At 67.2% G+C, this 26,993-nt stretch carries 39 protein-coding genes; 33 read left to right on the plus strand and 6 right to left on the minus strand.

What is annotated here, in order from left to right; genetic code table 11:
- Nucleotides 1-60 precede the first annotated feature (60 nt).
- The 30 genes from tuf to LQ771_RS03365 all read left to right on the plus strand — a co-directional run bounded on the left by tuf (nt 61) and on the right by LQ771_RS03365 (nt 17,623).
- Nucleotides 61-1,251, plus strand: coding sequence for an elongation factor Tu (gene tuf / locus LQ771_RS03220; RefSeq protein WP_231324151.1), 1,191 nt, complete (start codon nt 61-63; stop codon nt 1,249-1,251).
- A 385-nt stretch (nt 1,252-1,636) separates the two neighbouring features.
- Nucleotides 1,637-1,948 carry a 30S ribosomal protein S10 gene (gene rpsJ / locus LQ771_RS03225; RefSeq protein ID WP_014402136.1) on the plus strand — a complete coding sequence of 104 codons (312 nt, stop codon included), beginning with the start codon at nt 1,637-1,639 and terminating at the stop codon, nt 1,946-1,948.
- 20 nt (nt 1,949-1,968) lie between these two features.
- Nucleotides 1,969-2,610 carry a 50S ribosomal protein L3 gene (rplC, locus tag LQ771_RS03230; RefSeq protein ID WP_091340490.1) on the plus strand — a complete coding sequence of 214 codons (642 nt, stop codon included), beginning with the start codon at nt 1,969-1,971 and terminating at the stop codon, nt 2,608-2,610.
- Nucleotides 2,611-2,621: 11 nt separating this feature from the next.
- Nucleotides 2,622-3,224, plus strand: coding sequence for a 50S ribosomal protein L4 (rplD, locus tag LQ771_RS03235; RefSeq protein ID WP_231350959.1), 603 nt, complete (start codon nt 2,622-2,624; stop codon nt 3,222-3,224).
- Nucleotides 3,221-3,514, plus strand: coding sequence for a 50S ribosomal protein L23 (rplW, locus tag LQ771_RS03240; RefSeq protein WP_425491303.1), 294 nt, complete (start codon nt 3,221-3,223; stop codon nt 3,512-3,514). Before rplD ends, rplW begins: the two co-directional genes overlap by 4 nt.
- Nucleotides 3,515-3,534: 20 nt before the next feature.
- Nucleotides 3,535-4,356 carry a 50S ribosomal protein L2 gene (rplB, locus tag LQ771_RS03245; protein WP_231350961.1) on the plus strand — a complete coding sequence of 274 codons (822 nt, stop codon included), beginning with the start codon at nt 3,535-3,537 and terminating at the stop codon, nt 4,354-4,356.
- A gap of 12 nt (nt 4,357-4,368) precedes the next feature.
- Nucleotides 4,369-4,641 carry a 30S ribosomal protein S19 gene (gene rpsS, locus LQ771_RS03250; protein WP_056001708.1) on the plus strand — a complete coding sequence of 91 codons (273 nt, stop codon included), beginning with the start codon at nt 4,369-4,371 and terminating at the stop codon, nt 4,639-4,641.
- A 1-nt stretch (nt 4,642) separates the two neighbouring features.
- Nucleotides 4,643-4,978 carry a 50S ribosomal protein L22 gene (rplV, locus tag LQ771_RS03255; protein ID WP_181300981.1) on the plus strand — a complete coding sequence of 112 codons (336 nt, stop codon included), beginning with the start codon at nt 4,643-4,645 and terminating at the stop codon, nt 4,976-4,978.
- 13 nt (nt 4,979-4,991) lie between these two features.
- On the plus strand, nt 4,992-5,741 hold the full coding sequence (gene rpsC, locus LQ771_RS03260; protein WP_231350962.1) for a 30S ribosomal protein S3: 750 nt from the start codon (nt 4,992-4,994) through the stop codon (nt 5,739-5,741).
- Between the two features lie 11 nt (nt 5,742-5,752).
- Complete coding sequence (rplP, locus tag LQ771_RS03265; RefSeq protein WP_136259088.1) at nt 5,753-6,166, plus strand: 50S ribosomal protein L16; 414 nt, start codon at nt 5,753-5,755, stop codon at nt 6,164-6,166.
- Complete coding sequence (gene rpmC, locus LQ771_RS03270; protein WP_091340512.1) at nt 6,166-6,351, plus strand: 50S ribosomal protein L29; 186 nt, start codon at nt 6,166-6,168, stop codon at nt 6,349-6,351. Before rplP ends, rpmC begins: the two co-directional genes overlap by 1 nt.
- Before the next feature lie 12 nt (nt 6,352-6,363).
- Nucleotides 6,364-6,624 (plus strand): 30S ribosomal protein S17, encoded by a 261-nt coding sequence (gene rpsQ / locus LQ771_RS03275; RefSeq protein ID WP_209619583.1) that lies wholly within the window; start codon nt 6,364-6,366, stop codon nt 6,622-6,624.
- A gap of 15 nt (nt 6,625-6,639) precedes the next feature.
- On the plus strand, nt 6,640-7,008 hold the full coding sequence (gene rplN / locus LQ771_RS03280) for a 50S ribosomal protein L14 (RefSeq protein WP_014402147.1): 369 nt from the start codon (nt 6,640-6,642) through the stop codon (nt 7,006-7,008).
- 15 nt (nt 7,009-7,023) lie between these two features.
- Nucleotides 7,024-7,338 (plus strand): 50S ribosomal protein L24, encoded by a 315-nt coding sequence (gene rplX / locus LQ771_RS03285; protein ID WP_231350963.1) that lies wholly within the window; start codon nt 7,024-7,026, stop codon nt 7,336-7,338.
- 12 nt (nt 7,339-7,350) lie between these two features.
- On the plus strand, nt 7,351-7,890 hold the full coding sequence (rplE, locus tag LQ771_RS03290) for a 50S ribosomal protein L5 (RefSeq protein WP_091340520.1): 540 nt from the start codon (nt 7,351-7,353) through the stop codon (nt 7,888-7,890).
- A gap of 33 nt (nt 7,891-7,923) precedes the next feature.
- The gene (gene rpsN, locus LQ771_RS03295; protein WP_231350964.1) at nt 7,924-8,229 is read left to right on the plus strand and encodes a 30S ribosomal protein S14; all 306 of its coding nucleotides are present in this window, start codon (nt 7,924-7,926) and stop codon (nt 8,227-8,229) included.
- A 207-nt stretch (nt 8,230-8,436) separates the two neighbouring features.
- Nucleotides 8,437-8,832, plus strand: a complete 396-nt coding sequence (rpsH, locus tag LQ771_RS03300) for a 30S ribosomal protein S8 (protein ID WP_231350965.1) — start codon at nt 8,437-8,439, stop codon at nt 8,830-8,832.
- A gap of 9 nt (nt 8,833-8,841) precedes the next feature.
- A complete protein-coding gene (rplF, locus tag LQ771_RS03305; RefSeq protein WP_231350966.1) occupies nt 8,842-9,369 on the plus strand; it encodes a 50S ribosomal protein L6 in 528 nt (175 codons plus the stop codon).
- 97 nt (nt 9,370-9,466) lie between these two features.
- Nucleotides 9,467-9,820 (plus strand): 50S ribosomal protein L18, encoded by a 354-nt coding sequence (rplR, locus tag LQ771_RS03310; RefSeq protein WP_231350967.1) that lies wholly within the window; start codon nt 9,467-9,469, stop codon nt 9,818-9,820.
- Nucleotides 9,821-9,922: 102 nt separating this feature from the next.
- Nucleotides 9,923-10,432, plus strand: coding sequence for a 30S ribosomal protein S5 (gene rpsE / locus LQ771_RS03315; protein WP_209619603.1), 510 nt, complete (start codon nt 9,923-9,925; stop codon nt 10,430-10,432).
- A complete protein-coding gene (rpmD, locus tag LQ771_RS03320) occupies nt 10,425-10,622 on the plus strand; it encodes a 50S ribosomal protein L30 (protein ID WP_209619607.1) in 198 nt (65 codons plus the stop codon). The genes rpsE and rpmD overlap by 8 nt, the downstream gene beginning before the upstream one ends.
- Nucleotides 10,622-11,059 carry a 50S ribosomal protein L15 gene (gene rplO, locus LQ771_RS03325; RefSeq protein WP_231351840.1) on the plus strand — a complete coding sequence of 146 codons (438 nt, stop codon included), beginning with the start codon at nt 10,622-10,624 and terminating at the stop codon, nt 11,057-11,059. The genes rpmD and rplO overlap by 1 nt, the downstream gene beginning before the upstream one ends.
- Nucleotides 11,060-11,063: 4 nt before the next feature.
- Nucleotides 11,064-12,389 carry a preprotein translocase subunit SecY gene (secY, locus tag LQ771_RS03330; protein WP_231350968.1) on the plus strand — a complete coding sequence of 442 codons (1,326 nt, stop codon included), beginning with the start codon at nt 11,064-11,066 and terminating at the stop codon, nt 12,387-12,389.
- Nucleotides 12,390-12,520: 131 nt separating this feature from the next.
- Nucleotides 12,521-12,877, plus strand: coding sequence for a 30S ribosomal protein S13 (gene rpsM / locus LQ771_RS03335; protein ID WP_017461853.1), 357 nt, complete (start codon nt 12,521-12,523; stop codon nt 12,875-12,877).
- A gap of 12 nt (nt 12,878-12,889) precedes the next feature.
- Nucleotides 12,890-13,276, plus strand: coding sequence for a 30S ribosomal protein S11 (rpsK, locus tag LQ771_RS03340; RefSeq protein WP_007513384.1), 387 nt, complete (start codon nt 12,890-12,892; stop codon nt 13,274-13,276).
- 10 nt (nt 13,277-13,286) lie between these two features.
- Nucleotides 13,287-13,913, plus strand: coding sequence for a 30S ribosomal protein S4 (gene rpsD / locus LQ771_RS03345; RefSeq protein WP_231350969.1), 627 nt, complete (start codon nt 13,287-13,289; stop codon nt 13,911-13,913).
- Between the two features lie 15 nt (nt 13,914-13,928).
- On the plus strand, nt 13,929-14,927 hold the full coding sequence (locus tag LQ771_RS03350) for a DNA-directed RNA polymerase subunit alpha (RefSeq protein ID WP_231350970.1): 999 nt from the start codon (nt 13,929-13,931) through the stop codon (nt 14,925-14,927).
- A gap of 285 nt (nt 14,928-15,212) precedes the next feature.
- Nucleotides 15,213-15,599: a 50S ribosomal protein L17 gene (rplQ, locus tag LQ771_RS03355; protein ID WP_231350971.1), complete on the plus strand. Its 387-nt coding sequence runs from the start codon at nt 15,213-15,215 to the stop codon at nt 15,597-15,599.
- 141 nt (nt 15,600-15,740) lie between these two features.
- A complete protein-coding gene (locus tag LQ771_RS03360) occupies nt 15,741-16,256 on the plus strand; it encodes a disulfide bond formation protein B (RefSeq protein WP_231350972.1) in 516 nt (171 codons plus the stop codon).
- Entirely contained in the window at nt 16,253-17,623 is a 1,371-nt protein-coding gene (locus LQ771_RS03365; protein ID WP_231350973.1) for a class II 3-deoxy-7-phosphoheptulonate synthase, read from the plus strand. Before LQ771_RS03360 ends, LQ771_RS03365 begins: the two co-directional genes overlap by 4 nt.
- 9 nt (nt 17,624-17,632) lie before the next feature.
- Here LQ771_RS03365 and bla read toward each other — a convergent pair whose 3' ends face one another.
- Together bla and LQ771_RS03375 are read right to left on the minus strand one after the other, a co-directional pair.
- A complete protein-coding gene (gene bla / locus LQ771_RS03370; protein WP_231350974.1) occupies nt 17,633-18,526 on the minus strand; it encodes a subclass B3 metallo-beta-lactamase in 894 nt (297 codons plus the stop codon).
- Between the two features lie 133 nt (nt 18,527-18,659).
- Nucleotides 18,660-20,204 (minus strand): amidase, encoded by a 1,545-nt coding sequence (locus LQ771_RS03375; RefSeq protein WP_425491339.1) that lies wholly within the window; start codon nt 20,202-20,204, stop codon nt 18,660-18,662.
- A 182-nt stretch (nt 20,205-20,386) separates the two neighbouring features.
- Here LQ771_RS03375 and LQ771_RS03380 point away from each other — a divergent pair, with 182 nt between their 5' ends.
- Both LQ771_RS03380 and LQ771_RS03385 read left to right on the plus strand, forming a co-directional pair.
- Nucleotides 20,387-21,118 carry a c-type cytochrome gene (locus tag LQ771_RS03380; RefSeq protein ID WP_231350976.1) on the plus strand — a complete coding sequence of 244 codons (732 nt, stop codon included), beginning with the start codon at nt 20,387-20,389 and terminating at the stop codon, nt 21,116-21,118.
- Nucleotides 21,115-22,398 carry a cytochrome c gene (locus LQ771_RS03385; protein WP_231350977.1) on the plus strand — a complete coding sequence of 428 codons (1,284 nt, stop codon included), beginning with the start codon at nt 21,115-21,117 and terminating at the stop codon, nt 22,396-22,398. Before LQ771_RS03380 ends, LQ771_RS03385 begins: the two co-directional genes overlap by 4 nt.
- Before the next feature lie 49 nt (nt 22,399-22,447).
- On the opposite strand, the gene LQ771_RS03390 is transcribed toward LQ771_RS03385, so the two are convergent.
- Together LQ771_RS03390 and LQ771_RS03395 are read right to left on the minus strand one after the other, a co-directional pair.
- Nucleotides 22,448-22,960 carry a mismatch-specific DNA-glycosylase gene (locus LQ771_RS03390; RefSeq protein WP_231350978.1) on the minus strand — a complete coding sequence of 171 codons (513 nt, stop codon included), beginning with the start codon at nt 22,958-22,960 and terminating at the stop codon, nt 22,448-22,450.
- A complete protein-coding gene (locus LQ771_RS03395; protein WP_231350979.1) occupies nt 22,944-23,633 on the minus strand; it encodes a Dph6-related ATP pyrophosphatase in 690 nt (229 codons plus the stop codon). The genes LQ771_RS03390 and LQ771_RS03395 overlap by 17 nt, the downstream gene beginning before the upstream one ends.
- Nucleotides 23,634-23,726: 93 nt before the next feature.
- Here LQ771_RS03395 and LQ771_RS03400 point away from each other — a divergent pair, with 93 nt between their 5' ends.
- Nucleotides 23,727-24,836, plus strand: a complete 1,110-nt coding sequence (locus LQ771_RS03400; protein WP_231350980.1) for a mechanosensitive ion channel family protein — start codon at nt 23,727-23,729, stop codon at nt 24,834-24,836.
- A gap of 64 nt (nt 24,837-24,900) precedes the next feature.
- On the opposite strand, the gene LQ771_RS03405 is transcribed toward LQ771_RS03400, so the two are convergent.
- Nucleotides 24,901-26,256 carry a sensor histidine kinase gene (locus LQ771_RS03405; protein WP_231350981.1) on the minus strand — a complete coding sequence of 452 codons (1,356 nt, stop codon included), beginning with the start codon at nt 26,254-26,256 and terminating at the stop codon, nt 24,901-24,903.
- Entirely contained in the window at nt 26,253-26,918 is a 666-nt protein-coding gene (locus LQ771_RS03410; protein ID WP_231350982.1) for a response regulator transcription factor, read from the minus strand. Before LQ771_RS03410 ends, LQ771_RS03405 begins: the two co-directional genes overlap by 4 nt.
- Nucleotides 26,919-26,993: the final 75 nt, after the last annotated feature.

A 26,993-nucleotide genomic window follows, 5' to 3' on the forward strand; every position in this document is an offset into this window, starting at 1 on the left:
AAAACAAAAGCGGCCGTTCCGGCCGCACTAATTAACCAGCTCTTTTCAGAGGTTGAAGTCATGGCAAAGGGTAAGTTCGAACGCACCAAGCCGCACGTGAACGTCGGCACGATCGGCCACGTGGACCACGGCAAGACGACGCTGACGGCGGCGCTGACCAAGGTGGGCGCCGAGCGCTTCGGTGGCGAATTCAAGGCCTACGACGCGATCGACGCGGCGCCGGAAGAGAAGGCGCGCGGCATCACGATCTCGACCGCGCACGTGGAATACGAGTCGCCGACCCGCCACTACGCGCACGTCGATTGCCCCGGCCACGCCGACTACGTGAAGAACATGATCACGGGTGCGGCGCAGATGGACGGCGCGATCCTGGTGTGCTCGGCCGCCGACGGCCCGATGCCGCAGACGCGCGAGCACATTCTGCTGTCGCGCCAGGTGGGCGTGCCCTACATCGTCGTGTTCCTGAACAAGGCCGACATGGTCGACGACGCCGAGCTGCTCGAGCTGGTCGAGATGGAAGTGCGCGAGCTGCTGTCCAAGTACGACTTCCCGGGCGACGACACCCCGATCATCAAGGGTTCGGCGCTGAAGGCGCTCGAGGGCGACCAGTCGGAAATCGGCGTGCCGGCGATCATCCAGCTGGTGGACGCGCTGGACAGCTACATCCCCGAGCCGGTGCGCGCGATCGACAAGCCGTTCCTGATGCCGGTCGAGGACGTGTTCTCGATCTCCGGCCGCGGCACCGTGGTGACCGGCCGTATCGAGCGCGGCATCATCAAGGTCGGCGACGAAGTGGAAGTGGTGGGCATCCGTGACACCCAGAAGACCACCGTCACCGGCGTGGAGATGTTCCGCAAGCTGCTGGACCAGGGTCAGGCGGGCGACAACGCCGGTCTGCTGCTGCGCGGCCTGAAGCGTGACGACGTCGAGCGCGGCCAGGTGCTGGCCAAGCCGGGCACGATCACCCCGCACACCGACTTCGAGGCCGAGGTCTACGTGCTGAGCAAGGACGAGGGTGGCCGTCATACCCCGTTCTTCAAGGGCTACCGTCCGCAGTTCTACTTCCGCACCACCGACGTGACCGGCGCGGTCACGCTGCCGGAGGGCGTGGAGATGGTCATGCCGGGCGACAACATCAAGATGGTGGTGAGCCTGATCCACCCGATCGCGATGGACGAGGGCCTGCGCTTCGCCATCCGCGAAGGCGGCCGCACCGTCGGCGCCGGCGTGGTGGCCAAGGTCATCAAGTAAGACTCTGGCGGCGGCCCTTCGGGGTCGCCGCTTTCGCGTGGATGCCGGCAAGGCTGGCATCTCGCGCTGGATGGCTGCTATACTTGCCAGCTTGACGGCTCCGGAGTTGCTCGGGGTCGATACCGCGAAATGAGGTGCAGGACGCGCTTCGAGTTCGCAGGCCCGGACGGCCCTCGCAACGTAATCATTGGTCGCAGATGACACTCTGTTGACCTTTGTTCGTGTGCGAGTTATAATTTTCTGTCTAGGCGAGCCGATTGTGCTCGCCTAGCTTTTTCGCCCAGTACGCCCAGGCGTGCCGGGAAGCAGCAAAAAGGGTTGTGCGGAGCGGTGAGAAGCCACTCCGGGACAAGCATTTGTTCTTTCGATAACAGGACACGGTTTTATGGCGAACCAGAAGATTCGCATCCGCCTCAAGGCGTTCGATCATCGCCTGATCGACCGCTCGGCCAGCGAGATCGTCGAGACGGCCAAGCGCACCGGCGCTACGGTGCTCGGCCCCATCCCGCTCCCGACCAAGATCGAGCGCTACACCATCCTGGTCTCGCCGCACGTCGACAAGGACGCGCGCGACCAGTACGAAACGCGCACCCACAAGCGTGTGCTCGACATCGTCGACCCCAACGACAAGACCGTGGACGCGCTCATGAAGCTTGACCTCGCCGCTGGCGTGGACGTCCAGATCAAGCTCGGCTGAGCGATAGACAGGATACGAAGATGAGTATCGGACTGGTTGGCCGCAAGTGCGGCATGAGCCGGCTCTTCACTGAAGACGGACGCTCGATTCCGGTGACGCTGATTGAAGCGACCCCGAACCGCGTCACCCAGCTGAAGACCGAAGACAACGATGGTTACACCGCGATCCAGGTCACCGCGGGCGTCAAGCGCGCCTCGCTGCTGACCCAGCCGGTGAAGGGCCACTACGCCAAGGCGAAGGTCGAGCCGGGTCGTGGCCTGTGGGAGTTCCGCGTTGCGGCCGAGGACCTCGGCAAGTACAGCGTCGGCGCCGAGATCAAGGCGGACGAGATCTTCTCGGCCGGCCAGATCGTCGACGTCGCCGGCGTCTCGAAGGGCAAGGGCTTCCAGGGCACGATCAAGCGCCACAACTTCTCGATGGGCGACGCGACGCACGGTAACTCGCTGTCGCACCGCGCGCCGGGTTCGATCGGCCAGCGCCAGACGCCGGGCCGTGTGTTCCCGGGCAAGAAGATGGCCGGCCACATGGGTGCGGTGAACCGCACGCAGCAGGGTCTGGAAGTGGTCAAGGTCGACGCCGAGCGCCACCTGATCGCGGTCAAGGGCGCGGTGCCGGGTGCAACCGGCGGCGACGTCGTGATCCGCCCGACCACCAAGGGTTGAGGAGAGACGCCATGGAACTGAATGTCATTGGCGCCAAGCCGCTCAGCGTGTCCGAAGAGGTCTTCGGCACCGAGTTCAAGCAGGCCCTGATCCACCAGGTGGTGGTTGCGTACCAGGCCGGCGGTCGCGCCGGCACCAAGGCGCAGCTGTCGCGTGGCGAGATGTCGGGCACCACCAAGAAGTTCAAGAAGCAGAAGGGCGGCGGCGCCCGTCACGGCGACTATCGCGCCCCGATCTTTGTCGGCGGCGGCGTGACCTTCGCGGCCAAGCCCCGCAGCTTCGAGCAGAAGGTCAATCGCAAGGCCTACCGCGTCGCGATCCGCTCGATCCTGTCCGAACTGAACCGCCAGAACCGCCTGAAGGTCGTCGACGGCTTCGGCATCGAAGAGTCCAAGACCAAGGCGATGGTGGCCAAACTGGCCGAGCTGCAGGTGGCCGGTCGCGTGCTGCTGGTTTCCGAGGATGCCAACGAGGCGCTGTTCCTGGCCGCGCGCAACATCCCGTACCTGCACGTGCTCGACGTGATGGCGCTGAACCCGGTCAGCCTGGTCGGCTCCGACTACGTCGTGCTGACCGCCGAGGCCGTGAAGAAGATCGAGGAATGGCTGGCATGAGCAACGAACGCATTCTCAACACGCTGCGTGCGCCGCACATCTCCGAGAAGTCCGCGCGCCTGGCCGAGAACAACCAGTATGTATTCGTGGTCGCCCCCGAGGCGACCAAGGCCGACGTCCGCGCGGCGGTGGAACAGATGTTCGACGTCAAGGTCGAGCAGGTGAACCTCGTCAACGCCAAGGGCAAGGTCAAGTCCTTCCGTTTCCGCGCTGGCAGCCGCCAGGGCAAGCGCAAGGCCTACGTCCGCCTCGCCGATGGCCAGTCCATCGACGTGTCGGCCAAAGCCTGAGCTCAAGGAGTTGAATTGAGATGGCACTGATCACTCACAAGCCGACCTCGCCGGGCCGCCGCGACTCCGTCAGCGTCCGCACCGAAGGCCTGCACAAGGGCGCGCCGTACGCACCCTTGACCGAATCGCAGTCCAACACCGGTGGTCGCAACCACTACGGTCGCATCACGACGCGTCACCGCGGTGGCGGTCACAAGCAGGCCTACCGCATCATCGACTTCAAGCGCGACAAGGAAGGCATCGCGGCCAAGGTCGAGCGCATCGAATACGATCCGAACCGTACCGCGCACATCGCGCTGCTGTGCTACGCCGATGGCGAGCGCCGCTACATCATCGCGCCCAAGGGCGTGCAGGTGGGCGATCGCCTGGTGTCCGGTTCGGACGCGCCGATCAAGGCCGGCAACAGCCTGCCGCTGCGCGCCATCCCGGTCGGTTCGACCATCCACTGCATCGAGATGAAGGCAGGCAAGGGCGCGCAGATCGCCCGCAGCGCCGGCGCCTCCGTGCAGCTGGTCGCCCGCGAATCCGGTTACGCCACGCTGCGCCTCCGCTCCGGCGAGATGCGCCGCGTGCCGGTCGACTGCCGCGCCACCATCGGCGAGGTCGGCAACTCCGAGCACAGCCTGAAGAAGCTGGGCAAGGCCGGCGCCAAGCGCTGGAAGGGCATTCGCCCGACCGTGCGCGGCGTGGTGATGAACCCGGTCGACCATCCGCACGGCGGTGGTGAGGGCCGTACCTCCGGTGGCCGTCATCCGGTCAGCCCGTGGGGCACCCCGACCAAGGGCTACAAGACCCGCAACAACAAGCGCACGCAGCAGTTCATCGTGCGTCGTCGCAAGTAACAGGAAACGATCATGCCGCGCTCCCTGAAGAAAGGTCCGTTCATCGACCTGCACCTCGCAAAGAAGGTGGAAGCCGCCGTTTCCGCCAACAACAAGCGTCCGATCAAGACCTGGTCGCGCCGCTCGATGATCCTGCCCGAAATGGTGGGCCTGACCATCGCCATCCACAACGGTCGCCAGCACGTGCCGGTGCTCGTCAACGAGAACATGGTCGGGCACAAGCTCGGCGAGTTCGCGGTGACCCGCACCTTCAAGGGCCACGGCGGCGACAAGAAGGGCAAGTAAGATGAGCACCGAAGCCAAAGCGATCCTGCGCAGCGCCCGCATCTCGGCGCAGAAGGCACGCCTGGTGGCTGACCTGGTCCGCGGCATGCCCGTGGGCCGCGCCAGCGACGTGCTCCAGTTCACCAACAAGAAGGCCGCCCACCTTGTCCGCAAGGTGCTGCTCTCGGCCGTCGCCAACGCCGAGAACAACCTGGGCGCCGACGTCGACGAGCTGAAGGTCTCGCGCATCTTCGTGGACGAAGGTCCTGCGATGAAGCGCATGTATGCCCGCGCCAAGGGTCGCGGTTCGCGCATCCTGAAGCGCACCAGCCACATCACCGTGGTCGTCGGCGAGTAAGAGGAAGAAGACGATGGGTCATAAAGTTCATCCCACCGGTATCCGCCTCGGCATCGCCAAGGACTGGAATTCGAAGTGGTACGCCAACAAGGGCGAGTATGCCCAGTACCTCGCGGCTGACCTGAAGGTCCGCGAGATGCTGCGCAAGAAGCTGGCTCAGGCCGGCATCTCCAAGATCCAGATCGAGCGTCCGGCCAAGACCGCCCGCGTGACGATCCACACCGCTCGTCCGGGCGTGGTGATCGGCAAGAAGGGCGAGGACATCGAGAAGCTGCGCAAGGAAGTCTCCGACATGATGGGCGTCCCGGCGCACATCAACGTCAACGAGGTGCGCAAGCCCGAGCTCGACGCGCAGCTGGTGGCCGAGTCGATCGCCCAGCAGCTGGAGCGCCGCATCATGTTCCGCCGCGCCATGAAGCGTGCGGTCGGCAACGCGATGCGCCTGGGTGCCCTGGGCATCAAGATCAACGTGTCCGGCCGTCTGAACGGCGCCGAGATCGCCCGCTCCGAGTGGAGCCGCGAGGGCCGCGTGCCGCTGCACACCCTGCGTGCCGACATCGACTACGGCTTTGCCGAGGCGAAGACCACCTACGGCATCATCGGCATCAAGGTGTGGGTCTACAAGGGCGAGATCTTCGACCTGGCGGCCGCATCGGCCGAGTCGAAGGACGAGCAGTCGCAGCCGCGCCGCGAAGGTGGCGAGGGTCGTCGTGAATCGCGTCGCGAGGGCGGTGAAGGCCGCCGCGAGCGGACGGCGAAGTAAGGAGAGTTGCCATGTTGCAACCGAAGCGAACCAAATACCGCAAGCAGTTCAAGGGCCGTAACGATGGCCTGGCCCAGTGCTCGAACCTCGTCAGCTTTGGCGAGTACGGCCTGAAGGCAACCACCCACGGCGCGCTGACCGCGCGCCAGATCGAGGCGGCCCGTCGTTGCATCACCCGTTTCGTCAAGCGTGGCGGCAAGCTGTGGATCCGCGTGTTCCCGGACAAGCCGATCACCAAGAAGCCCATCGAAGTGCGAATGGGCGCCGGCAAGGGCGGCGTCGAGTTCTGGGTCGCCCCGATCCAGCCTGGCCGCATGCTCTATGAAATCGAGGGCGTCGACGAGACGACGGCGCGCGAGGCGTTCCGCCTGGCCGCCGCCAAGCTCTCCGTGCAGACCCAATTCGTGACCCGGGCGGTGATGTGATGGCCACCAACGATCTGAACACCAAGTCGGCCGACGAGCTGAAGCAGCACCTGCTGGACCTGCGCAAGGAGCAGTTCAACCTGCGCATGCAGAAGGGCACCGGCCAGCTCAGCCAGCCGCACCAGCTGCGCCGCGTCCGGCGCGACATCGCCCGCACGAAGTTCGTGCTCGGCACGAAGAAGTAAGGGACCGCCGACATGAGCGATAACCAGAAGCAGGCGCGCACCCTCGAGGGTCGCGTCATCAGCAACAAGATGAACAAGACGGTCACCGTCCTGATCGAGCGCCAGGTGCAGCATGGCCTGCTGGGCAAGATCATCCGCCGGTCGACCAAGCTGCACGCGCAGGACGACCTGGGTGCGAACGAGGGTGACCTGGTCCGCATCACCGAGTGCCGTCCGCTGTCCAAGACCAAGCATCACCGCGTGGTCGAAATTGTCACGCGCGCAGCGGTCTAAGGGGAGGGTGCAGACATGATCCAGATGCAGAGCACGCTTTCCGCGGCCGACAACAGCGGCGCCAAGGAACTGATGTGCATCAAGGTGCTCGGCGGCTCGCACCGCCGTTATGCCGCGATCGGTGACGTGATCAAGGTCACCGTGAAGGATGCGATTCCGCGCGGCAAGGTGAAGAAGGGCGAGGTCTACAACGCCGTGGTGGTGCGTACCGCCAAGGGCGTGCGCCGCCCCGATGGCTCGCTGATCCGTTTCGACGGCAATGCAGCGGTGCTCCTCAACAACAAGCTCGAGCCGATCGGCACCCGCATCTTCGGGCCGGTCACGCGTGAGCTGCGCGGCGAGAAGTTCATGAAGATCGTCTCCCTCGCGCCCGAAGTGCTTTGAGCGGAGAAAAGAACCATGAACCGTATCCGCAAGGGTGACCAGGTCCTCGTGATCGCCGGCAAGAACAAGGGCCAGCGCGGCGACGTGCTGCGCGTTGACGGCGACCGCGTGTTCGTCTCCAACGTGAACATCGTCAAGCGCCACACCAAGCCGAATCCGCAAGCCAACCAGGCCGGCGGCATCGTCGAGCGCGAGGCCTCGATCCACATCTCCAATGTGCAGCCGTTCAACCCCGCCACGGGCAAGGGCGAGCGCGTCGGTGCCAAGTCGCTCGAGGATGGGCGCAAGGTCCGCGTGTTCCGCTCCAATGGCGAACAGCTGGACGTGTAAGGAACAAATGTCATGACGCGCCTTGAAAGCTTTTACAAAGAACAGGTCGTTCCGAAGCTCACCGAGCGCTTCGGCTACGAAAACGTGATGCAGGTTCCGCGCATCACCAAGATCACCCTGAACATGGGTGTGGGTGAGGCCGCCGGCAACAAGAAGATCCTCGAGAACGCCGTGGCGGACATGACCAAGATCGCTGGTCAGAAGCCGATCACGACCAAGGCGCGCGTGTCCGTGGCCTCGTTCAAGATCCGCGACGGCTGGCCGATCGGCTGCAAGGTCACCCTGCGCCGCGCGAACATGTGGGAATTCCTGGACCGCCTGATCAACATCTCGCTGCCGCGTACCCGCGACTTCCGCGGCGTGTCCGGTCGCGCCTTCGATGGCCGTGGCAACTACAACTTCGGCATCAAGGAACAGATCATCTTCCCGGAAATCGACTTCGACGCGATCGACGCGATGCGTGGCATGGACATCTCCATCACCACCACCGCCAAGACCGACGAAGAGGCCAAGGCGCTGCTGGAAGCCTTCAGCTTCCCCTTCCGCAATTAAGCGCGCTGCAACTGATAGAGCGAGAGAAACGCAATGGCAAAGACCTCGATGGTCAACCGCGACATCAAGCGGACCAAGCTCGTCAAGAAGTACGCCGCCAAGCGCGCCGAACTGAAGGCGATCGTGCTGAACCCGAACGCCTCGTACGACGAGAAGATGGACGCGCAGACCAAGCTGCAGAAGCTGCCGCGCGACGCCAGCCCGGTGCGCCAGCGCAACCGCTGCGAGCTGTCCGGTCGGCCGCGCGGCGTGTACCGCAAGTTCGGCCTGGGCCGCAACAAGCTGCGCGAAGCGACCATGCGCGGCGACGTGCCGGGCCTGCGCAAGGCCAGCTGGTAAGACCGATGGACGGGCGCCTCGCGCCCGTCCGCATCCCAGGCAGGCCACCTTGGCCTGCCGGTGCTTTTTCAGCATGGATGTTCGCTTGACCGGAAAAAGCTGCTATAGTCGTCCGTCTGTGTAAAGCAGACTGGCGGTGAAAGGCCGCCTCACAATCTAGAAGATTTCCGGTTACTCGGATATCGGTGCACTCTGAAGGATGTTTTCATGAGCATGACTGATCCCATCGCCGATCTGTTTACGCGCATCCGCAATGCCCAGCTCACGGGCAAGCCGGCCGTAAGCATGCCGTCGTCGAAGCTGAAGTTGGCGATCGCCAACCTCCTCAAGAACGAGGGCTACATCCTCGACGCCAAGTCTTCCGACCAGGAAGGCAAGCCGGTGCTCGAGATCAAGCTCAAGTATTTCGAAGGCCGCCCGGCCATCGAGAACATTTCCCGTGTGTCCCGCTCCGGCCTTCGCGTCTATCGCGGCAAGGACGAGCTGCCGAAGGTGCTCGGCGGCATGGGTATCTCGATCATCTCGACTTCCGCCGGTCTGATGACCGATGCGCAGGCCCGCGCCAAGGGCCTGGGCGGCGAAGTCATCGGCCAAGTGGCGTAAGGAGTTCCCATGTCCCGCGTTGCCAAGAAACCGATCAACCTGCCCAAGGGCGTGGAACTGAAGTCCGACGCCAACGGCATCTCCGTCAAGGGCCCCAGGGGCACGCTGTCGGTGCATGCCCTGCCGGGCGTTTCCGTGGCCGTGAATGACGGCGTCGCCAGCATCGCCCTCGCCGATGGCGCCGACGACAAGTTCGGCGGCACCGCGCGTGCGCTGCTGGCCAACATGGTCAAGGGCGTGTCCGAGGGTTACGAGCGCAAGCTGGAGCTGGTCGGCGTGGGTTACCGCGCATCGATGGCCGGCAAGGCGCTGAACCTGAGCCTGGGCTTCTCGCACCCGGTCGTGTTCAACGCGCCGGAAGGTATCACGCTCGAGACCCCGACGCAGACCGAGATCCTGGTCAAGGGTTCGGACAAGCAGCGCGTCGGCGAGGTTGCCGCCAAGATCCGCGGGTTCCGTCCGCCGGAGCCCTACAAGGGCAAGGGCGTGCGCTATGCCGGCGAGAAGATCACCCTGAAGGAAGCCAAGAAGGCCTGAGTACGCTTTCCCCGCGTGTGGAAGCGGCCATCCCTGGCCGCGCTTCTCACAAGAGCACTGCGTAACTACCGCCGATCCGCTTTCGAGGAACAGACAGATGAACAAGAACGAATCCCGCCTTCGCCGCGCCAAGTCCACGCGCGCTCACATCCGCAAGCTTGCGGTGGCCCGCCTGTCGGTGCACCGCACGGGCCAGCATCTTTACGCCCAGGTGTTCGACGCTTCCGGCGACAAGGTCGTGGCGGCCGCATCCACCGTGCAGAAGTCGGTGGCCGAAGGGCTGAAGGGCACCAAGAACCTGGCCGCTGCCGTGGCGGTGGGCAAGGCGGTGGCCGAGCGTGCGCTCGCCGCGGGCGTCGATACGGTCGCCTTCGACCGTTCGGGTTTCCGCTACCACGGTCGCATCAAGGCCCTGGCCGATGCGGCGCGCGAGGCTGGCCTGAAGTTCTAAGGAACCGGGGGCGCCTGCCGCCGGTCCTTGCAAGACACACAACAACAAGCGGCCAAGCCGCAAGCAAAAGTCCCGGATGGTCCGGGCACACGGAATAGAGATATGTCCTCCAACGATCGCGAAAATTCGGACGGCCTGCTCGAGAAGCTGATTGCCGTCAACCGCGTGGCCAAGACCGTGAAGGGTGGCCGCCAGATGAGCTTCACCGCGCTGACCGTGGTCGGCGACGGCGAGGGCAAGGTCGGCTTCGGTTATGGCAAGGCGCGTGAAGTGCCGGTCGCCATCTCCAAGGCGATGGACCGCGCTCGCCGCAACATGGTGAGCATCGACCTGAACAACGGCACCCTGTGGTATGCCATCAAGGCCAACCATGGCGCTGCCCGCGTGTTCATGCAGCCGGCGGCCGAAGGTACCGGCGTGATCGCCGGCGGCGCCATGCGTGCCGTGCTGGAAGTGGTCGGCGTCAAGAACGTGCTGGCCAAGGCGGTCGGTTCGCGCAACCCGATCAACCTGGTGCGCGCGACCATCAAGGGCCTGCAGGCGATCGCCTCGCCCAAGCGCATCGCCGCCAAGCGTGGCAAGACCGTGGAAGAGGTGATGGGCAATGGCTAAGAACAACGACACCGCAGCCACCGTGCGCGTGCGCCTGGTCAAGGGCCTGCGCGGCGTGCAGGGGCGTCACCGCCTCAGCGTCAAGGCGCTGGGCCTGAACAAGCTCAACGATGTCCGTGAACTGAAGGACAGCCCGCAGGTGCGTGGCCTGATCAACACGGTCTACTACCTGGTCCGGGTCGAGGAGTAATCATCATGCGTCTCAACGACATCAAGCCGGCTGCCGGTGCGCGCAAGACGCGCCTGCGCGTCGGTCGCGGTATCGGTTCGGGCCTGGGCAAGACTGCCGGCCGCGGCCACAAGGGTCAGCACGCCCGCGCCGGCGGCACCCACAAGTTCGGCTTCGAGGGCGGCCAGATGCCGCTGCAGCGTCGCCTTCCCAAGGTCGGCTTCCGTTCCAAGAAGAAGGCCGAGAGCCAGGAAGTGTTCCTGTACCAGCTGGCCAACCTGAACGCGGACGTGATCGATCCGATCGCGCTGCACCAGGCCGGCCTGGTGGACAGCAAGGCGAAGAAGATCAAGGTCGTCGCCAAGGGCGAGATCGGCCGTGCGGTCAAGCTCTCCGGCGTGCTTGCCACGGCCGGTGCCAAGGCGGCCATCGAGGCTGCCGGCGGCAGCGTGGAGTAAGGCGGTGGCGCAAGCCCAGGGCAATGCGCTCGGCGCACTCGGCAAGCTGACGGAACTCCGCCAGCGCATCTTCTTCGTGATCGGTGCGTTGGTCGTGTTCCGCCTCGGCTCGTTCATCCCGGTGCCGGGGGTCAACCCGGAAGCCATGACACGGCTGATCCAGGGCGGCGGCGGCCTGCTGAACATGTTCAACATGTTCAGTGGTGGCTCGCTGGAACGCTTCTCGGTGTTCGCGCTCGGCGTGGTGCCTTACATCTCCGCCTCGATCGTGGTGCAGATGATGGGTTCGGTGGTTCCGAGCCTGCAGGCGCTGCGCAAGGAAGGCGAAGCCGGTCGGCGCACGATGACGATGTACACCCGCTTCGGCACGGTGGGCCTGTCCGCCTTCCAGGCGTTCGGCATCGCCGCGGCGCTGCAGACGCAGACGGCCGCGGGCGGCGCACCGGTGGTCTATACCCCGGGCCTCGGCTTCATCCTCTCCTCGGTGGTCGGGTTGACGGCCGGCTCCATGTTCCTGATGTGGCTGGGTGAACAGATCACCGAGCGCGGCATCGGCAACGGCATCTCGCTGCTGATCTTCGCCGGCATCGTGGCGGGTCTTCCGGGAGCGGTCTCCAGCACGCTCGGCATGGCCAGCAACGGCGAGCTGTCGGTGTTGCGGCTGATCATGGTGGTCGGGCTGGTGCTGGCGGTCACGGCGTTCGTGGTGTTCATGGAGCGCGCCCAGCGGCGGATCACCGTGAACTACGCGCGGCGATCCGGCGGCCAGCGCGCCTACATGAACCAGACTTCGCACCTGCCGCTGAAGATCAACATGTCGGGCGTGATCCCGCCAATCTTCGCTTCGAGTCTGCTGATGTTCCCGGCGACTGCGGTGAGCTGGTTCGGCGCGGGCAACCAGTCGCGCTGGCTGCAGAGCCTGACCCAGGCGGTCGCTCCGGGCCAGCCGCTGTACGAAATCATCTATGCGGTGCTGGTGATCGTTTTCGCCTTCTTCTACACGGCGATCGTCTTCAACTCGCAGGAAACGGCCGACAATCTGAAGCGGTCGGGCGCACTGATCCCGGGCATCCGTCCGGGTCGGGCCACCGGTGAGTACATCGACGGCGTGATGACCCGGCTGACGGGCGTGGGCGCGATCTACTTGGTGCTGGTGTGCCTGGTGCCCACGTTCATGCAGAACTACTGGCACGTCCCGTTCTATTTCGGCGGCACCTCGCTGCTGATCATCGTGGTGGTGGTCATGGACTTCACCGCCCAGGTGCAGGCGCATCTGGTCAGCCACCAGTACGAAAGTCTGCTCAAGAAGGCCAACCTCCGTCGCAACTAGTGGCTGCTGGGGCGAACAGGGTTGGTCACGTTGGGAAGCAGGCGGCAAGCGCCGCGGGGCTTTCCTGTTAGGGTAATTCAGGTTAAAATTGCGCGTTTACCGCGCAAGAAACGCATCGGAGAAAGTACATCATGGCGCGCATCGCGGGTGTCAATTTGCCGGTCCAGAAGCATGTCTGGGTTGGCCTGCAGAGCATCTACGGCATCGGCCGCAGCCGGGCCAAGAAGGTCTGTGCGGATGCCGGGGTGGTTCCGACCACGCCGATCAAGTCCCTCAGCGAGGGCGAGGTGGAGAAACTCCGCCACGAAATCGGCAAGTACGTCGTCGAAGGCGACCTCCGCCGCGAGGTGGGTATCGCCATCAAGCGCCTGATGGACCTGGGTTGCTATCGCGGCCTGCGCCACCGTCGTGGCCTGCCGGTGCGCGGTCAGCGCACGCGTACCAATGCACGCACCCGCAAGGGCCCGCGTCGCGCGATCAAGAAGTAACGGACACCAATTATGGCCAAGCCTGTCAAGACCAAGAAGAAGATCAAGCGCGTTGTCACGGATGCCGTGGCCCACGTGCAGGCCTCCTTCAACAACACCATCGTCACCATCACCGACCGCCAGGGCAACGCGCTGTCGTGGGCGACTGCCGGCGGCGCGGGTTTCCGCGGTTCGCGCAAGTCCACCCCGTTCGCTGCCCAGGTCGCTGCCGAGAAGGCTGGCCGCGCGGCCGGCGACTACGGCGTGAAGACCGTGGAAGTGCGTATCAAGGGCCCGGGCCCGGGCCGCGAGTCGGCCGTGCGTTCGCTGAACGCGCTCGGCTACAAGGTCCTGAACATCATCGACGTCACGCCGATTCCGCATAACGGCTGCCGTCCCCCCAAGAAGCGTCGAGTCTAAGGAGTTACCCATGGCCCGTTATCGTGGAGCTACCTGCAAGCTCGCCCGCCGCGAGGGTGCGGATCTCAGCCTGAAGAGCCCGGCCCGTGCGCTGGACTCCAAGTGCAAGCTGGAGAACAAGCCCGGCCAGCATGGCGCCAACAAGCGCATGCGCATGTCCGACTACGCCGTCCAGCTGCGCGAGAAGCAGAAGGTCAAGCGCATCTACGGCGTGCTCGAGCGCCAGTTCAGCAATTACTACACCAAGGCGTCGACCCTCAAGGGCAACACCGGCGAGAACCTGCTGCGCCTGCTCGAGAGCCGCCTGGACAACGTCGTCTACCGCATGGGCTTCGCGGTCACCCGCGCCCAGGCCCGCCAGCTGGTCGCCCACAAGGCGGTGCTGGTCAACGGCAAGAAGGTCAACATCCCGTCGTATCAGGTCAAGCCGGGTGACGAAGTCGCGCTGACCGAACGCGCGCGCAGCCAGCTGCGCGTGCAGGAAGCGGCGACCGTGTTCGACACCATGGACCTGCGTCCGATCTGGCTCGAAGTGGACTCCAAGAAGTTCACCGGCACCTTCAAGGCGGTGCCTGACCGCGGCGACCTGCCGTCGGATATCAACGAAGCCCTGATCGTCGAGCTGTATTCGAAGTAATTACCGGAGCCCTGCATGGCAGTTTCGTCAACTAGTGTGCTGCGGCCCCGCGGCCTCAGCGTCGAGCAGCTCGGAGCCAACCGCGCCAAGGTGGTGGTGGAGCCGCTCGAGCGTGGCTTCGGCCACACCCTGGGCAACGCGCTGCGCCGCGTGCTGCTCTCGTCGATCCCGGGCAGCGCCATCATCGAAGTCGAGATCGATGGCGTCCTGCACGAGTACACCACCCTCGAGGGTCTGCAGGAGGACGTGATCGAAGTCCTGCTCAACCTCAAGGACGTGGCCATTCGCCAGCATTCCGGCGACGAGGTCACCCTGACCCTGTCCAAGAAGGGCAAGGGCGTGGTCACGGCCGGCGACATCGTCGTCGACCACTCGGTGGAAATCGTCAACCCCGAGCATGTGATCTGTCACCTGACCAAGGACATCGCGCTCAACATGCGCCTGAAGGTGCGTCGTGGCGTTGGTTACCAGCCGGCCAGCGCGCGCCAGCATCCGGACGATGAGGCGCGCCCGATCGGCCGCCTGCAGCTCGATGCCTCCTTCGCCCCGGTGCTGCGCGTGGCTTACGAGGTCGATGCGGCCCGCGTGGAGCAGCGCACGAACCTTGACAAGCTGGTTCTCGATATCGAGACGAATGGCACCATCGGTGCCGAGGACGCGGTCCGCAAGGCCGCCGAGATCCTCAACGACCAGCTGTCGGTGTTCGGCGACTTCTCGCGCCGCGAAAGCGCATCGGACAAGGCGGAGAAGGGTGGTTTCGATCCGCTGCTGCTGCGTCCGATCGACGATCTGGAGCTGACGGTACGTTCGGCCAACTGCCTGAAGGCCGAGAGCATCTATTACATCGGCGACCTGGTCCAGAAGACCGAGGTCGAGCTGCTCAAGACGCCGAACCTGGGCAAGAAGTCTCTCACCGAGATCAAGGACGTGCTGGGTTCGCGCGGTCTGGCCCTCGGCATGAAGCTTGAGAACTGGCCGCCGCCGGGTCTGTCGCACGGCATGCAGCTGGGTTGATGTGTGCGGCGGCGATCGAAAGATCGCCGCCGACGTTGCATTCTGGCAGGCGTCGGCTGACGATCCTGCCGGACGCTTTTCTGGGCGGTCCACTTGATCGCCCGTTTTTTGGGGCCAGCTTGGCCCATGCGGTCCTTTCGGATCGCCAGAGCAATAGACGGCCATCCATGGCCGCACTCCTCACGAAGAGCCCGTACTGACAGGGCTCGGAAACAGCGGGCAACCGCGGAAAGCCGGACATGATCGCCGGTTTTTCATAACAACAGACCGAAGAGAGTTCTCACCATGCGCCACCAGAAATCGGGCCGCAAGCTCAATCGCACCAGCTCGCACCGCGAAGCGATGTTCAAGAACATGGCCGCCTCGCTGATCAAGCACGAGCTGATTCGCACCACCCTGCCCAAGGCCAAGGAACTGCGCCGCGTCGCCGAGCCGCTGATCACGCTGGCCAAGGCCGACGGCGTTGCCAACCGCCGCCTCGCTTTCTCGCGCCTGCGCGACAAGGAAGCCGTGGGCAAGCTGTTCGTCGAGCTTGGCCCGCGCTACCGCGAGCGTCCCGGCGGCTACCTGCGTATCCTCAAGTGCGGCTTCCGTCCGGGCGACAATGCCCCGATGGCTTACGTCGAGCTGGTCGACCGCCCGCAGACGGCTGTTGCCGACGAGGTCGAGTAATCCAGAGAGGCACGGGCGTCCAGACGTCCAGACGCCCAACCCCGGCCGGGCGACCTGCCGGGGTTTTTGTTTTCTCCGGCGCCTGCTGACAGCGGAACGGCAAGCGGGTAATGTCGACTTTCCGCAACGCAACATGCTGCCATGAACCCTCTGCACTGGTCCTACCGCATCAGCTTCCTCGCGGGCTTCCTGATCTGCGTGGCCCTGCTCGGCTTTGCGCTGTACACCGAGTACGCCTGGGGATTGATCCCATGCCCGCTATGCATCTTCCAGCGCATCGGTTTCCTGGTAATGGCGATCTTTTTCCTGAGCGGCGCGCTGCACGCACCGCGGTCCGCTCTGCGTTGGATCTATACCGGCGGCGTGCTGCTGGGTGGCTCGTGGGGAATTGCCGTCGCGGGCCGGCATTTGTGGATCCAGTCGCTGCCGGCGGACCAGGTCCCCTCGTGCGGGCCACCGCTCGATTACATGTTCGATGCGTTCCCGTTCGCCCAGGTACTGCGCATGGTGTTCACCGGCTCGGGGGAGTGCGCCAAGGTCGAGCCGGTGCTGGGGCTGCCCATGCCTGCCTGGACGCTGCTGTGGTTCGTGCTGCTGGCGGGCCTCGCCCTCGCCGCTACCGTGCGCCGCCCCACACCTGACCGGACAACGCCGTGAACGATCGCCCCAACCGCCTGGCCGACCCGGTTGCCGACTGGACGCCGGCGTCCTGGCAGCGCCGCGTGGCGCTCCAGCAGCCGCATTACGAGGATGTCGCCGAACTGGCGCGCGCCACCGCGCGACTGGCCGCACTGCCGCCGCTGGTGACCTCCTGGGAGGTGTTGGCCCTCAAGCAGGCGCTGGCTGAGGCGCAGGAGGGCGAGCGGTTCCTGCTCCAGGGGGGCGACTGCGCCGAGAGCTTCGCCGATTGCACCAGTCCGGTGATCTCCAACCGCCTCAAGGTGCTGCTCCAGATGAGCCTGGTGCTCGTGCACGGCCTGAAGAAGCCGGTGCTGCGCGTGGGCAGGTTTGCCGGCCAGTATGCCAAGCCGCGGTCGGCCGACACGGAGACGCGCGACGGCGTCACGCTGCCGAGCTTCCGCGGCGACGTGGTCAATGGCCCTGCCTTCACCGCCGAGGCGCGCCGCGCCGATCCGCAGCGCCTGATCCAGGCCCACGCGCACTCGGCGCTGACCATGAATTTCGTGCGCGCGCTGATCGACGGCGGGTTCGCCGATCTGCACCACCCGGAGTACTGGGACCTGGCCTGGGTCGAGCATTCGCCGCTGGCGGCCGAGTACCGCCGCATGGTCGCCGCGATCGGGGATTCGCTGCGCTTCATGGAGACACTGGCCGGCCCCATCGCGAGTTTCTCGCGGGTCGACTTCTTCACTTCGCACGAGGCGCTGCTGTTGCACTACGAGGAAGCGCTGACCCGGCAGGTGCCGCGCAATCCCGGCTGGTTCAACCTGTCCACGCACTTCCCCTGGATCGGCATGCGCACGGCCGCGCTGGACGGCGCGCACGTGGAGTACTTCCGCGGCATCCGCAATCCGGTCGCGGTGAAGGTGGGCCCCTCGGTGACGCCGGACCAGTTGCTGCCCCTGATCGATGCGCTCAACCCGGGGGACGAGCCCGGTCGGCTGACCCTGATCCATCGCATGGGCAACGCCGCCATCGCGCGCGCGCTGCCGCCGCTGCTGGACGCGGTCCGCCGCGAAGGCCGGCGCGTGCTGTGGGTGGCCGATCCGATGCACGGCAATACCGAAAGTACTTCCAACGGCTACAAGACCCGCCGCTTCGACAACATCCGCGGCGAGCTGGACCAGGCGTTCGACATTCACGCGGCGGCCGGCACGCGGCTGGGCGGCGTGCATCTGGAACTGACCGGCGAAGACGTCACCGAATGCATGGGCGGCGCGCGTGACCTGTCGGAGAACGACCTCAAGCGCGCCTACAAGTCGATGGTCGACCCGCGGCTCAACTATGAGCAGTCGCTGGAGCTGGCCATGCTGATCGTGCGCAAGTCCGGCGGCATGGCGTAGATCGGTCGCTCAGCGGGGCGGCGCACTCTCCTGGTGAATGCGCTCCCGCAGGGACCGCTCGCCAAGATCGGCGTATGCCCCGCACGCGCGGGCATCGCGCAATGCGTCGGCTTTGCCGGCGTCGCGCGCGGCGAGGCGTTGCAGCAGGCCGCTCGCTTCCGGATGCGGCGTCATCAGGATGTCGCACGGCAGCGCAGAGATCATCGCCAGCGCGCGCCGGAAGTCGCCCAGGCGTTCGGGATGCGCCGGGTCGGTGTAGCGATAGTCGCCCGCGGCAAGCAGCGAGAGACTGTCGGCATAGACCATGGACAGGCAATGCGTGCCTTCGCAGGAGGTCCAGGTCCAGCTGGTGCTTCCGGGTGTGTGACCGGGCGTGGCATGTGCCTGGATGGCTAACGTGCCGACGCGCACGACGGCATCGTCGGCGATCGTCCGGACTTGCCGCACATCCGGAAACAGCGGGGCGTCGCCATGCTGCGGGTCGTCGACATCCTTGTCGCCCGCGCGCAGCGCACGGGCCTGGGATGCGCGGGCCGCCACACCGGCGCCACTGTCGCGCGCCAGCGTGGCGATGGCGCCGGCATGATCGGCGTGCGCATGGCTCGCTAAAATCATTTTGATGTCGCGTACGCGGAACCCGAGCGCACGGATGTTCGCCTCGACCATCGCCGCGTTCTCCGGCAGCGTGCCGTCGATCAGCACGTGGCCCCGCGGCGAGGTGATCAGGATGGCGCTCAGCCCATGGCTGCCGACGTACCAGGTATTGCCGTAGATGCGTTCCGGCGCCTGCGGCTGACGCCAGGTGGCGCGCAACGCTGCGCCCGGCGAATGGCTGTCGGCGGCGCCGGCGCCCGTCGTCAGCAGCAGGCACAAGGGTAGGGTGAGTCGTTGGGCAAGGCGCATGCGTTGCTCCTCAGAGTGGGGAGCAATCCACGTTAGCGCACGAGGCGGGCGCCGGTCTGGCCGTTCGCGGGCGCCTATGCGAACGCCGCCGTCGCGCGAGATGCAGAAGATACGCGACGCCGTCGCATGCCAGTCAGTGCGCGCCCTGTGGCCTGCCGCCGACCGTATCCAGGAAGCGTGGCGGCTGCCAGGCCCGGGCGTGCTGCTCGAAGCCGTAGGCGATCGAGATCAGCGTGGGTTCGCTCCACTTGGCGCCGAACAGCACGATGCCCACCGGCAGGTCGTGCGCGAAGCCGGCCGGCACGGTGATGGACGGATAGCCGGCTACCGCCGCCGGTTGCGACGCGCCACCGACCGTCGGGTCGCCGCTCACGATATGGTCGCCCAGCACGAGATCAGTGACGAAGGCCGGGCCCCAGGACGGCGCAAGCAGGGCATCCAGGTGCTCCTTGGCCAGTGCCGCGTCGATGCCCTCGGGGCCGGCCAGGCGCTTGGCCTTGGCGAGCGCGTCGGTGTACTCCTTGTCGGTGAGCGGGCCCTTGCCCTGCGCCTCCTCGAACAGCTCCTGGCCGAACCAGGGCATCTCCTGCCCGGCGTGTGCCTTGTCGAAGGCGATCAGGTCGGCCAGTGTCTTCACCTTCAGACCGGGACGGGTGGCGAGGTAGGCATTGATGTCGTGCTTGAACTCGTACAGCAGCACGGTCATCTCGGGCTTGCCCAGGTCGGACAGGTGCGGCACGGTCACCGGGTCGACGATGACCGCGCCCTGCGCCTTCATCAGCGCGATCGCCTGCTCGAGCACGCGGTCGGCGTTCGGCTCGGCGCCGGCGAGCTGGCGCACCACGCCGATGCGCTTGCCCTTGAGGCCGTCCGGATCGAGGAAGCGGGTGTAGTCGGTGGCGTGCCGGTCGGCTTCGGCCGTGGCCGGATCGCGCGGGTCGCTGCCGGCGATCACGCCGAGCAGGGCGGCCGCATCGGCGACGCTGCGCGCCATGGGACCGGCCGTGTCCTGGCTGTGCGCGATCGGCACGATGCCGCTGCGGCTGACCAGGCCCAGCGTGGGCTTGATGCCGACGATGCCGTTGCTGGCGGCCGGGCAGATGATAGAACCGTCCGTCTCGGTGCCGATCGCCACGGTCACCAGGCCCGCGGCGACCGCTGCGCCGGAGCCCGCGCTCGAGCCGCAGGGGTTGCGATCGAGCACGTAGGGGTTCTTCGTCTGCCCGCCACGACCGCTCCAGCCGCTGCTGGCGTGGCTGGAGCGGAAGTTGGCCCACTCGCTCAGGTTGGTCTTGCCCAGCACCAGCGCGCCAGCCTTGCGCAACCGTTCGACCAGGCCCGCATCGCGTGGGGCCGGCGCATCGGCGAGCGCCAGGGAACCGGCGGTGGTGAGCATGCGGTCGCCGGTGTCGATGTTGTCCTTGAGCAGCACCGGCACGCCGTAGAGCGGGCCGCGCTTGACGTTGGCGCGCCCGTCATCGAGCGCTGCGGCGAGCTTGAGCGCATCGGGGTTGGTTTCGATCACCGACCGCAGGGTGGGGCCGGCCTGGTCGATCTGCGCGATGCGGTCGAGGAACTGCCGCGCAAGCGTGCGGCTGTCCAGCGTGCCGGCGTCCATCTGCTGCTGCAGCTGGTCGATCGAGGCCCAGGCGAGCGGCTGGGCCGGTTGCGCCGCCATCGTCGGACCGGCGAGCAGGAGGGAGATGGACAGGGCAAGGCGGGCGGACGAGGGTTTCACGGCGGCCTCCGGTGGGTCGGTGTGCAATGGGCGAATGACGGTGCGGCATCGTGTCGCGCCGGCGCAGCATATTCCTCCCCCGCGCCTGCCGCGCATCGGACACAGTACCTATAATCCCACGCATGAGCCTGCTTTCTTCCGTGTGCCTGGCGCCGGCACTCCTGGTCGTTGCGCTGTCCGCCAACGCCACCCCGGCCGCCGACCAGCCGAACGTGCCCGATACCCTCAAGCAGCGCATCGCCGCCTGCACCGCCTGCCATGGCGAGCATGGCGAGGGCACGCCCGAGAGCGGCTTCTTCCCGCGCCTTGCCGGCAAGCCGGCCGGTTATCTGGCTCGCCAGATCCGGAATTTCCAGGACGGCCTGCGCAAGTACGCGCCGATGGAGTACACCGTGCGCGGCCTGACGCCGGAGTACATGCAGGAGATCGCCGGCTACTTCGCCGCGCAGCAGGTCCCCTACGAGCGCTCGCCATTGCCGCGTGTCACGGACGCAGTCCTCAAGCGTGGCCAGGTACTGGCGACCCAGGGCGACCCCGGAAAGAAGGTGCCGGCCTGCGCGGCCTGCCACGGTGAACATCTGACGGGCGTGCAGCCGGACATCCCCGGCCTGGTCGGCTTGCCCTACGACTACATCAGCGCGCAGCTGGGCGCATGGCGCACCCACACGCGGGCGATGGTCGCCCCCGACTGCATGGCCACCATCGCCAGCCGCCTGAGCGAGGCGGACATCACCGCCGTCTCCGCCTGGCTGGCCTCCCGGGACGTGCCGGCCGACGCGCACGCCCAGCCCGCCGGTTCGGTTACGCCGCCATTGGCCTGCGGTGTCCTCCAGGAGACGGAGATGGCGCGATGAAGTGGCTCCTGCGTGCCTTCTTCGCCCTGATGGTGGTGGCCCTCGCCTTGGTCGCCTGGTGGTTGTTCGCCCGGCACAACCCCGCGTTGCCTCCCGCGCAGACCACCGAGGCCAGGTTGCAGGATCCGGCGTTGATCGCCCGCGGCGCGTATCTGGCTACGGTCGGCGACTGCGCGGCCTGCCATACCGCGCAGGGCGGCAAGCCCTACGCCGGCGGGCGCGCGCTGCCCACGCCGTTCGGCGAGGTGCCGGCGCCCAACCTCACGCCGGACGACGCCACGGGCCTGGGGCGGTGGTCGTTCGATGCGTTCTGGCGCGCGCTGCACGAAGGCGTCGGTCGCGATGGCCACGCGCTCTATCCGGCCTTCCCGTACACCTCCTACACCCGGGTCAGCCGCGAAGACGCATTCGCGCTGTTCGCCTACCTCAAGTCGCTGCCGCCGGTGAGCAACCAGGCGGGCGCGCCGTCGCTGCGCTTCCCCTACGACCTTCGGGCCAGCCTGGCCACGTGGCGCACGCTCTACTTCCGCCCGGGCGAATTCGCGCCCGACGCCAGCCAATCGGCCGAGTGGAATCGTGGCGCCTACCTGGTGCAGGGCCTGGGCCACTGCAACGAGTGCCACGTCGCGCGCGACAATCTCGGTGGCCTGCCCAGCAACGAGACGCTCACTGGAGGCCAGATTCCCGCGCAGAACTGGTACGCCCCCGATCTGAGCACGCATGCCCATGGCGGTCTGGAAGGCTGGAGCACGGACGACATCGTGACGCTGCTGCGCACCGGCCAGTCCCGGAAGGGTGCCGCATTCGGGCCGATGGCCGACGTGGTCATGCAGAGCACGCAGCACATGCACGAGGACGACCTGCGTGCCATCGCGGTCTACCTGCAATCGCTGCCGCCGCGCCCGGTGCCCGCGCAGCGAGGCAGCCAGGTGGACGCGACCGCACTGCTCGACCGCGGCGGCGATCTCTACGACCGGCAATGCGCCAGCTGCCACGCCAAGGACGGCCAGGGCGTCGCGGGAGTCTATCCGCCGCTGGCCGGGAACACCTCGGTGACCGAGCCGACCGGCATCAACGCCATCCGCATCGTGCTGCTCGGCGGTTTCGCGCCCACCACCGCCGCCCACCCGCGCCCCTACTCGATGCCACCGTTCGCCCAGAAGCTGAGCGACGGCGAGGTCGCCGCGGTCGTCAGCTACATCCGCCACGCCTGGTCGAACAATGCCGCCCCGGTGATGGAACGCGACGTGGCCGCTTACCGGAACACGCCCGTCGAATAGCAGTCCGCAGGCGCGGCGCGCGATCCATCGCGTCGCGCTGGGCGAGCGGCTAGCCGGGCGGAACCTGCCGGGCCAGTGCGCACCATGGCGCGAGGTCCCAATGGCGGCGGGCCTGGCCCGAGGGCGAGGGCAGGGCGAACACCCGGGTGCGACCGATCCGCTCTGGCTGCAGTCCGTACGCCTCGATCCGTCGCCCGAGTGCCGCCCGGGCGGCAGCCTTGCTGGTGAAGGCGAGCAGACGGGGATGGTGGCGTTCGATCTTGCCCAGCAGCGCCGGGACATCGAAGGCCTCGCGCGGCAGGTCGGCGTCATTGCCGCTGTGCAACTTGGCAAGGTCGGTCAGCCCGATGCCGAGATGCAGCAGCTCGGGATACTCGTGCGGCGCAAAGCGTCGCGGCGTGATGCCGGCGTCGAACAGCGCGCGCCAGAACAGGTTGCCCGGATGGGCGTAATAGGCACCCTCGCGCGCCGAACGCTCGCCGGCGGCGGTGCCGCAGAACACCAGCGCCAGGCCCGGACGGAGCAGGTCGGGCAGGATGTGCTGCTCAGCCGGCGGCTTCATCGAGCAGGAAGTCGGTGAACCGGAAACGCTCGTCGCGCAGCACCGACTCGCCGCGCCGCAGGCGCAGCTCGCGTGCAAACAGCGGCCCGCCATAGCTCAGCGTGTGGAACTCGCCGCGCTCGCCGCAGGGATCGACACCGGCGGGCAGGCTGTCGAGCAGCGCGCCGTCGTAGGCGCGGCCGCAGTAGTCCGCCGCCAGCTGTTGCGTGTCCACGCAACACAGCAGCGCGCGATGTCCTTCGCCCACGAACCGGCGCGACAGGGCGGCGGTGTCCTCGCCCCAGATCGGGAACACCGCGCGCCATTCCGCACGGCCCAGCTGGCGTACGCGGTAGTCGCGCACGTCCTGCAGGAACAGGTCGCCGAAGGCGCAGTGGCGGATGCCCGGCCAGCGCATCCGTGCCTCGGCCAGCACGCGTTCGTGCGCCGATTCGTAGGCCTCGTTGCTGCCGGGCCAGTCCATTTCCACTTCCAGCAGCGGCAGGCCGAGCGCGTCGGCCTGCGCAAGCAGGATGTCGCGACGCACGCCATGCATGGCGATGCGCCCGTAGGTGCGGTTGACGGTCGTCAGCAGCGCGACCACCTGCCACTGCGGATCGGCGCGCAGCCGCTGCAGTGCCATCAGGCAGTCCTTGCCGCCGCTCCAGGCGAGCAGGATGGGAGTGGCGCTCATCGGCCTACTTTACGTCAAGGCGGGTGGCCGCCTGGACATTCCGGCCATGGCCTGCCCACGCCACGTGGACGCGCGAACGGGCAGGGTGTCCGGATGACGGAAAACCTGCTGGATATCTGGAACAGCCAGCCCTGGATCCGCCTGGGCGTGACGGTAATCGTGGCGCTGCTGGTCGCGATCGTGGTCCACCGGCTGGTGCGCGCGCTGCTGTGGCGCGTCAGCGACGGGCATCCGATGGCGCGCGAGATGCTCAGGCAGGCGCGTTCGCCGATGGGTTGGCTGGTGCCGCTGCTGGTGCTGGTGGTGGCGCTGCGTACGCGACCGGAGGCGGACCAGCTGCACATCGCGGCATCGGCCGAGCAGCTCCTGGTGATTGCCCTGATCGCGGTGGTGACCTGGCTTGGCGTGCGCTGCATCAACGCCGCCGAGTTCTTCTTCACCCATCGCTTCCCGCTCGACACGAAGGACAATCTCCGCGCGCGGCGGGTGCTCACCCAGGCGCGCGTGCTGGGGCGGACGGCGAGCGTGCTGCTGATCCTGATCGGGCTGGCGGCCTGCCTGATGATGATTCCCGGCGTGCGCCAGATCGGCACCAGCCTGCTCGCCTCGGCGGGCCTGGCCGGACTGGCGGTGGGCCTGGCGGCCAAGCCGGTGCTGAGCAACCTGCTCGCTGGCCTGCAGATCGCCATCACCCAGCCGATCCGGCTGGACGACGTGGTGATCATCGAAGGCGAATGGGGGCGCGTCGAGGAAATCACCGGCACCTACGTGGTGGTGCGCATCTGGGACGAGCGGCGCCTGGTCGTGCCCCTGAACTGGTTCATCGAAAACCCGTTCCAGAACTGGACGCGCACCAGCTCGCAACTGATCGGCACGGTCTACCTGTGGCTGGACTACCGCGTGCCGCTGGAACCGCTGCGCGAGGAGGTCAAGCGCCTGTGCAAGGAAGCGCCGCAGTGGGATGGGCGGGTCTGCGTGCTGCAGGTGACCGATGCCACCGAACGCACGCTGCAGATCCGCATCCTCGCCAGTTCGGCCGACTCGGGCAGCAACTTCGACCTGCGCTGCCACGTGCGCGAAGGAATGGTCGCGTTCGTCCAGGAGCACTACCCGGAGAGCCTGCCGCGGATGCGCGCGGAAGTGGGGGAGCTGTCGGGAACGGCTGGCCGGCCTGCGTCGCAGCCTGCGAGCGAGCGTCCGTAAGTTTCCCACCGGCATTTCACGCGTGTGTGCGTTGGGCTGAAGCCGACCCTACAGGATGGCCATCCTACGGGGCGCGCAGCGCCAGCCGCGCATGCAGCCGGCCGGCGCGGAGTTCGAAGCGCAGGTCCATGCCGAGCGCCTCGGCCGCCGCATGGGCGAGCGCGAGCCCCAGGCCCGCGTGGCCGGCATGCGGTGGTTGCTTGCGCCAGAAGCGCTGGCCGAAACGCGCGAGGTCCGCGGGTTCCAGCCCGGGCGCGGCGTTGCTGATGCGCAGGCTGTCCCTATCCAGGTCGACCTCCACGGTGTCGCCCTCCGGCGCGTAGGCGCAGGCGTTGCCGAGCAGGTTGCCCAGCACCACTTCCAGCAGGGCAGGATCCGTGTGCAGATGCGCCGGTGGCGTGCCCTCCACTTTCAGCACCAGGCCGCGCGCGGCGGCACGGGCACGGTGGCGCTGGAGCTGGCGTTCGAGCCACGAAGCCAGTTCCAGCGGCTGGCGTTGCGGGTGTTCCAGGCCGGACTGCAGGCGGGTGAGCAACAGCAGCGCGGCAACCGTCGCCTCGAGTTCGGCGCCGATCTGGCCGATCTCGCCAAGGATCTGGCCCAGCTCCCGCCCGCTCGGATAGCGGGCTTCCACCTCCGCCAGCGCGCGCAGTTCGGCCAGCCGCGTGCGGGTTTCGTGGGCCAGGCCACTGGCGAACTGGCGCTCGCGGGCGAGGCCGTCGTCCATCCGCGCCAGCACGTCGTTGAAGCGCGCCACCAGCGGGTCGAGTTCACGCGTGCCGCTGGCAGGCAGGCGCTGGCCGGGAGCGTGCGGGCCGATGTCGCGCATGCGCTCGACCAGGGCGCGCACCGGCTTCAGGCCGCGCCGCACGATCAGCGGCACGGCCACCAGCGCGACCAGCAGCGCCAGCGCCGGGCTCAGCACGAGGATCCAGTCCAGCGTGGTCAGCAGGCGGTCGAACGCGCTGCGGTCCTGCATGAACAGCAGGGCGCAGTGGCGCGTGGGCGGATGGGTGGCCGAGGGCTCCTGGAAGGCGAACATCACCGCGCCCAGCCGTCGGGCTCCCCGATGCACGTTGACGAAGCGCGGCGTGGCTCCGGCGGATTCCGGCCAACCGGCGGCCAGCGCCGGCGGCGGTGGCGTGCTGCGCTGGGTCGGCATGCCCTCGCAGCGCAGCTCGTACCACGCGCCATCGCTTCCGCCGAGCAGTCCGGCGGGCCCCTGCGGTTCCCCGACCGCCTGTTCGATCTCCACCACCGTGGTCAGCGCCTGCGCCTGGGTCAGCAGGTTCTCGCGGTAACGGCTTTCCATCGCATGGTCGATGCGCCAGTCCATCAGCAGCGCGCCGCCGCCGAGCAGGGCCAGGCTGGTGCCCACCAGCAGCAAGGTGATGCGCGCGGCGAGCGAGGGCGGTTTCACGGGATCAGGTAGCCGGCGCCGCGACGGGTTTCGATCAGGCCGGCCAGACCGGCGGCGTCGAGCTTGCGGCGCAGGCCGAACACCAGTACCTCGACGCTGCGGTCGGAGACGTCGCTGTCGCTGCCGGCGGTGCGCTCGAGGATTTCCTGCCGGGTGAATGCGCGCCCGCGATGGCGCAACAGCAGGCCAAGCACGGCAAATTCGCGCGGCGTGAGCGGCAGCGGCTGGCCGTCCACGCTGGCACGCTGGGCCAGCGGGTCCCACGCCAGCGCGCCCAGGACCAGTACCACCGGCTGCGCCTGCAGCGGCCGGCGCGCCAGGGCGTGCAGGCGCGCCACCAGTTCATCGAAGGCGAAGGGCTTGACCAGGTAGTCGTCGGCGCCGGCGTTGAGCGCCTCGATGCGGTCGCCTACCTGGTCGCGGGCGGACAGCACCAGCAGGCGCGGGCGACGGCCGCCCGGCGGCAGGTTGCGCAGCACGCCCAGCCCGTCCAGGCGCGGCAGCATCAGGTCCAGCACCACCAGGTCGTAGTCGTAGGCGGCCAGGAAACCCTTGGCCGCGACCCCGTCGGCCGCCGCGTCGACCGTGAAGCCGGCGCCCCGCAGGCCGTGCTGCAGGGTCGTGCGCAGGCGTTCGGAGTCTTCCACCAGCAGGAGTTTCATGGGGGCGGAGTCTACCCAGTGGGCGGTCCTCGCGCCTGCCTGCCGGGCGGCGCCGTGAAGCCGAGCCATGCCCCG

Origin of the sequence: Frateuria soli (assembly GCF_021117385.1) — a bacterium.
GTDB lineage: Bacteria > Pseudomonadota > Gammaproteobacteria > Xanthomonadales > Rhodanobacteraceae > Frateuria_A > Frateuria_A soli.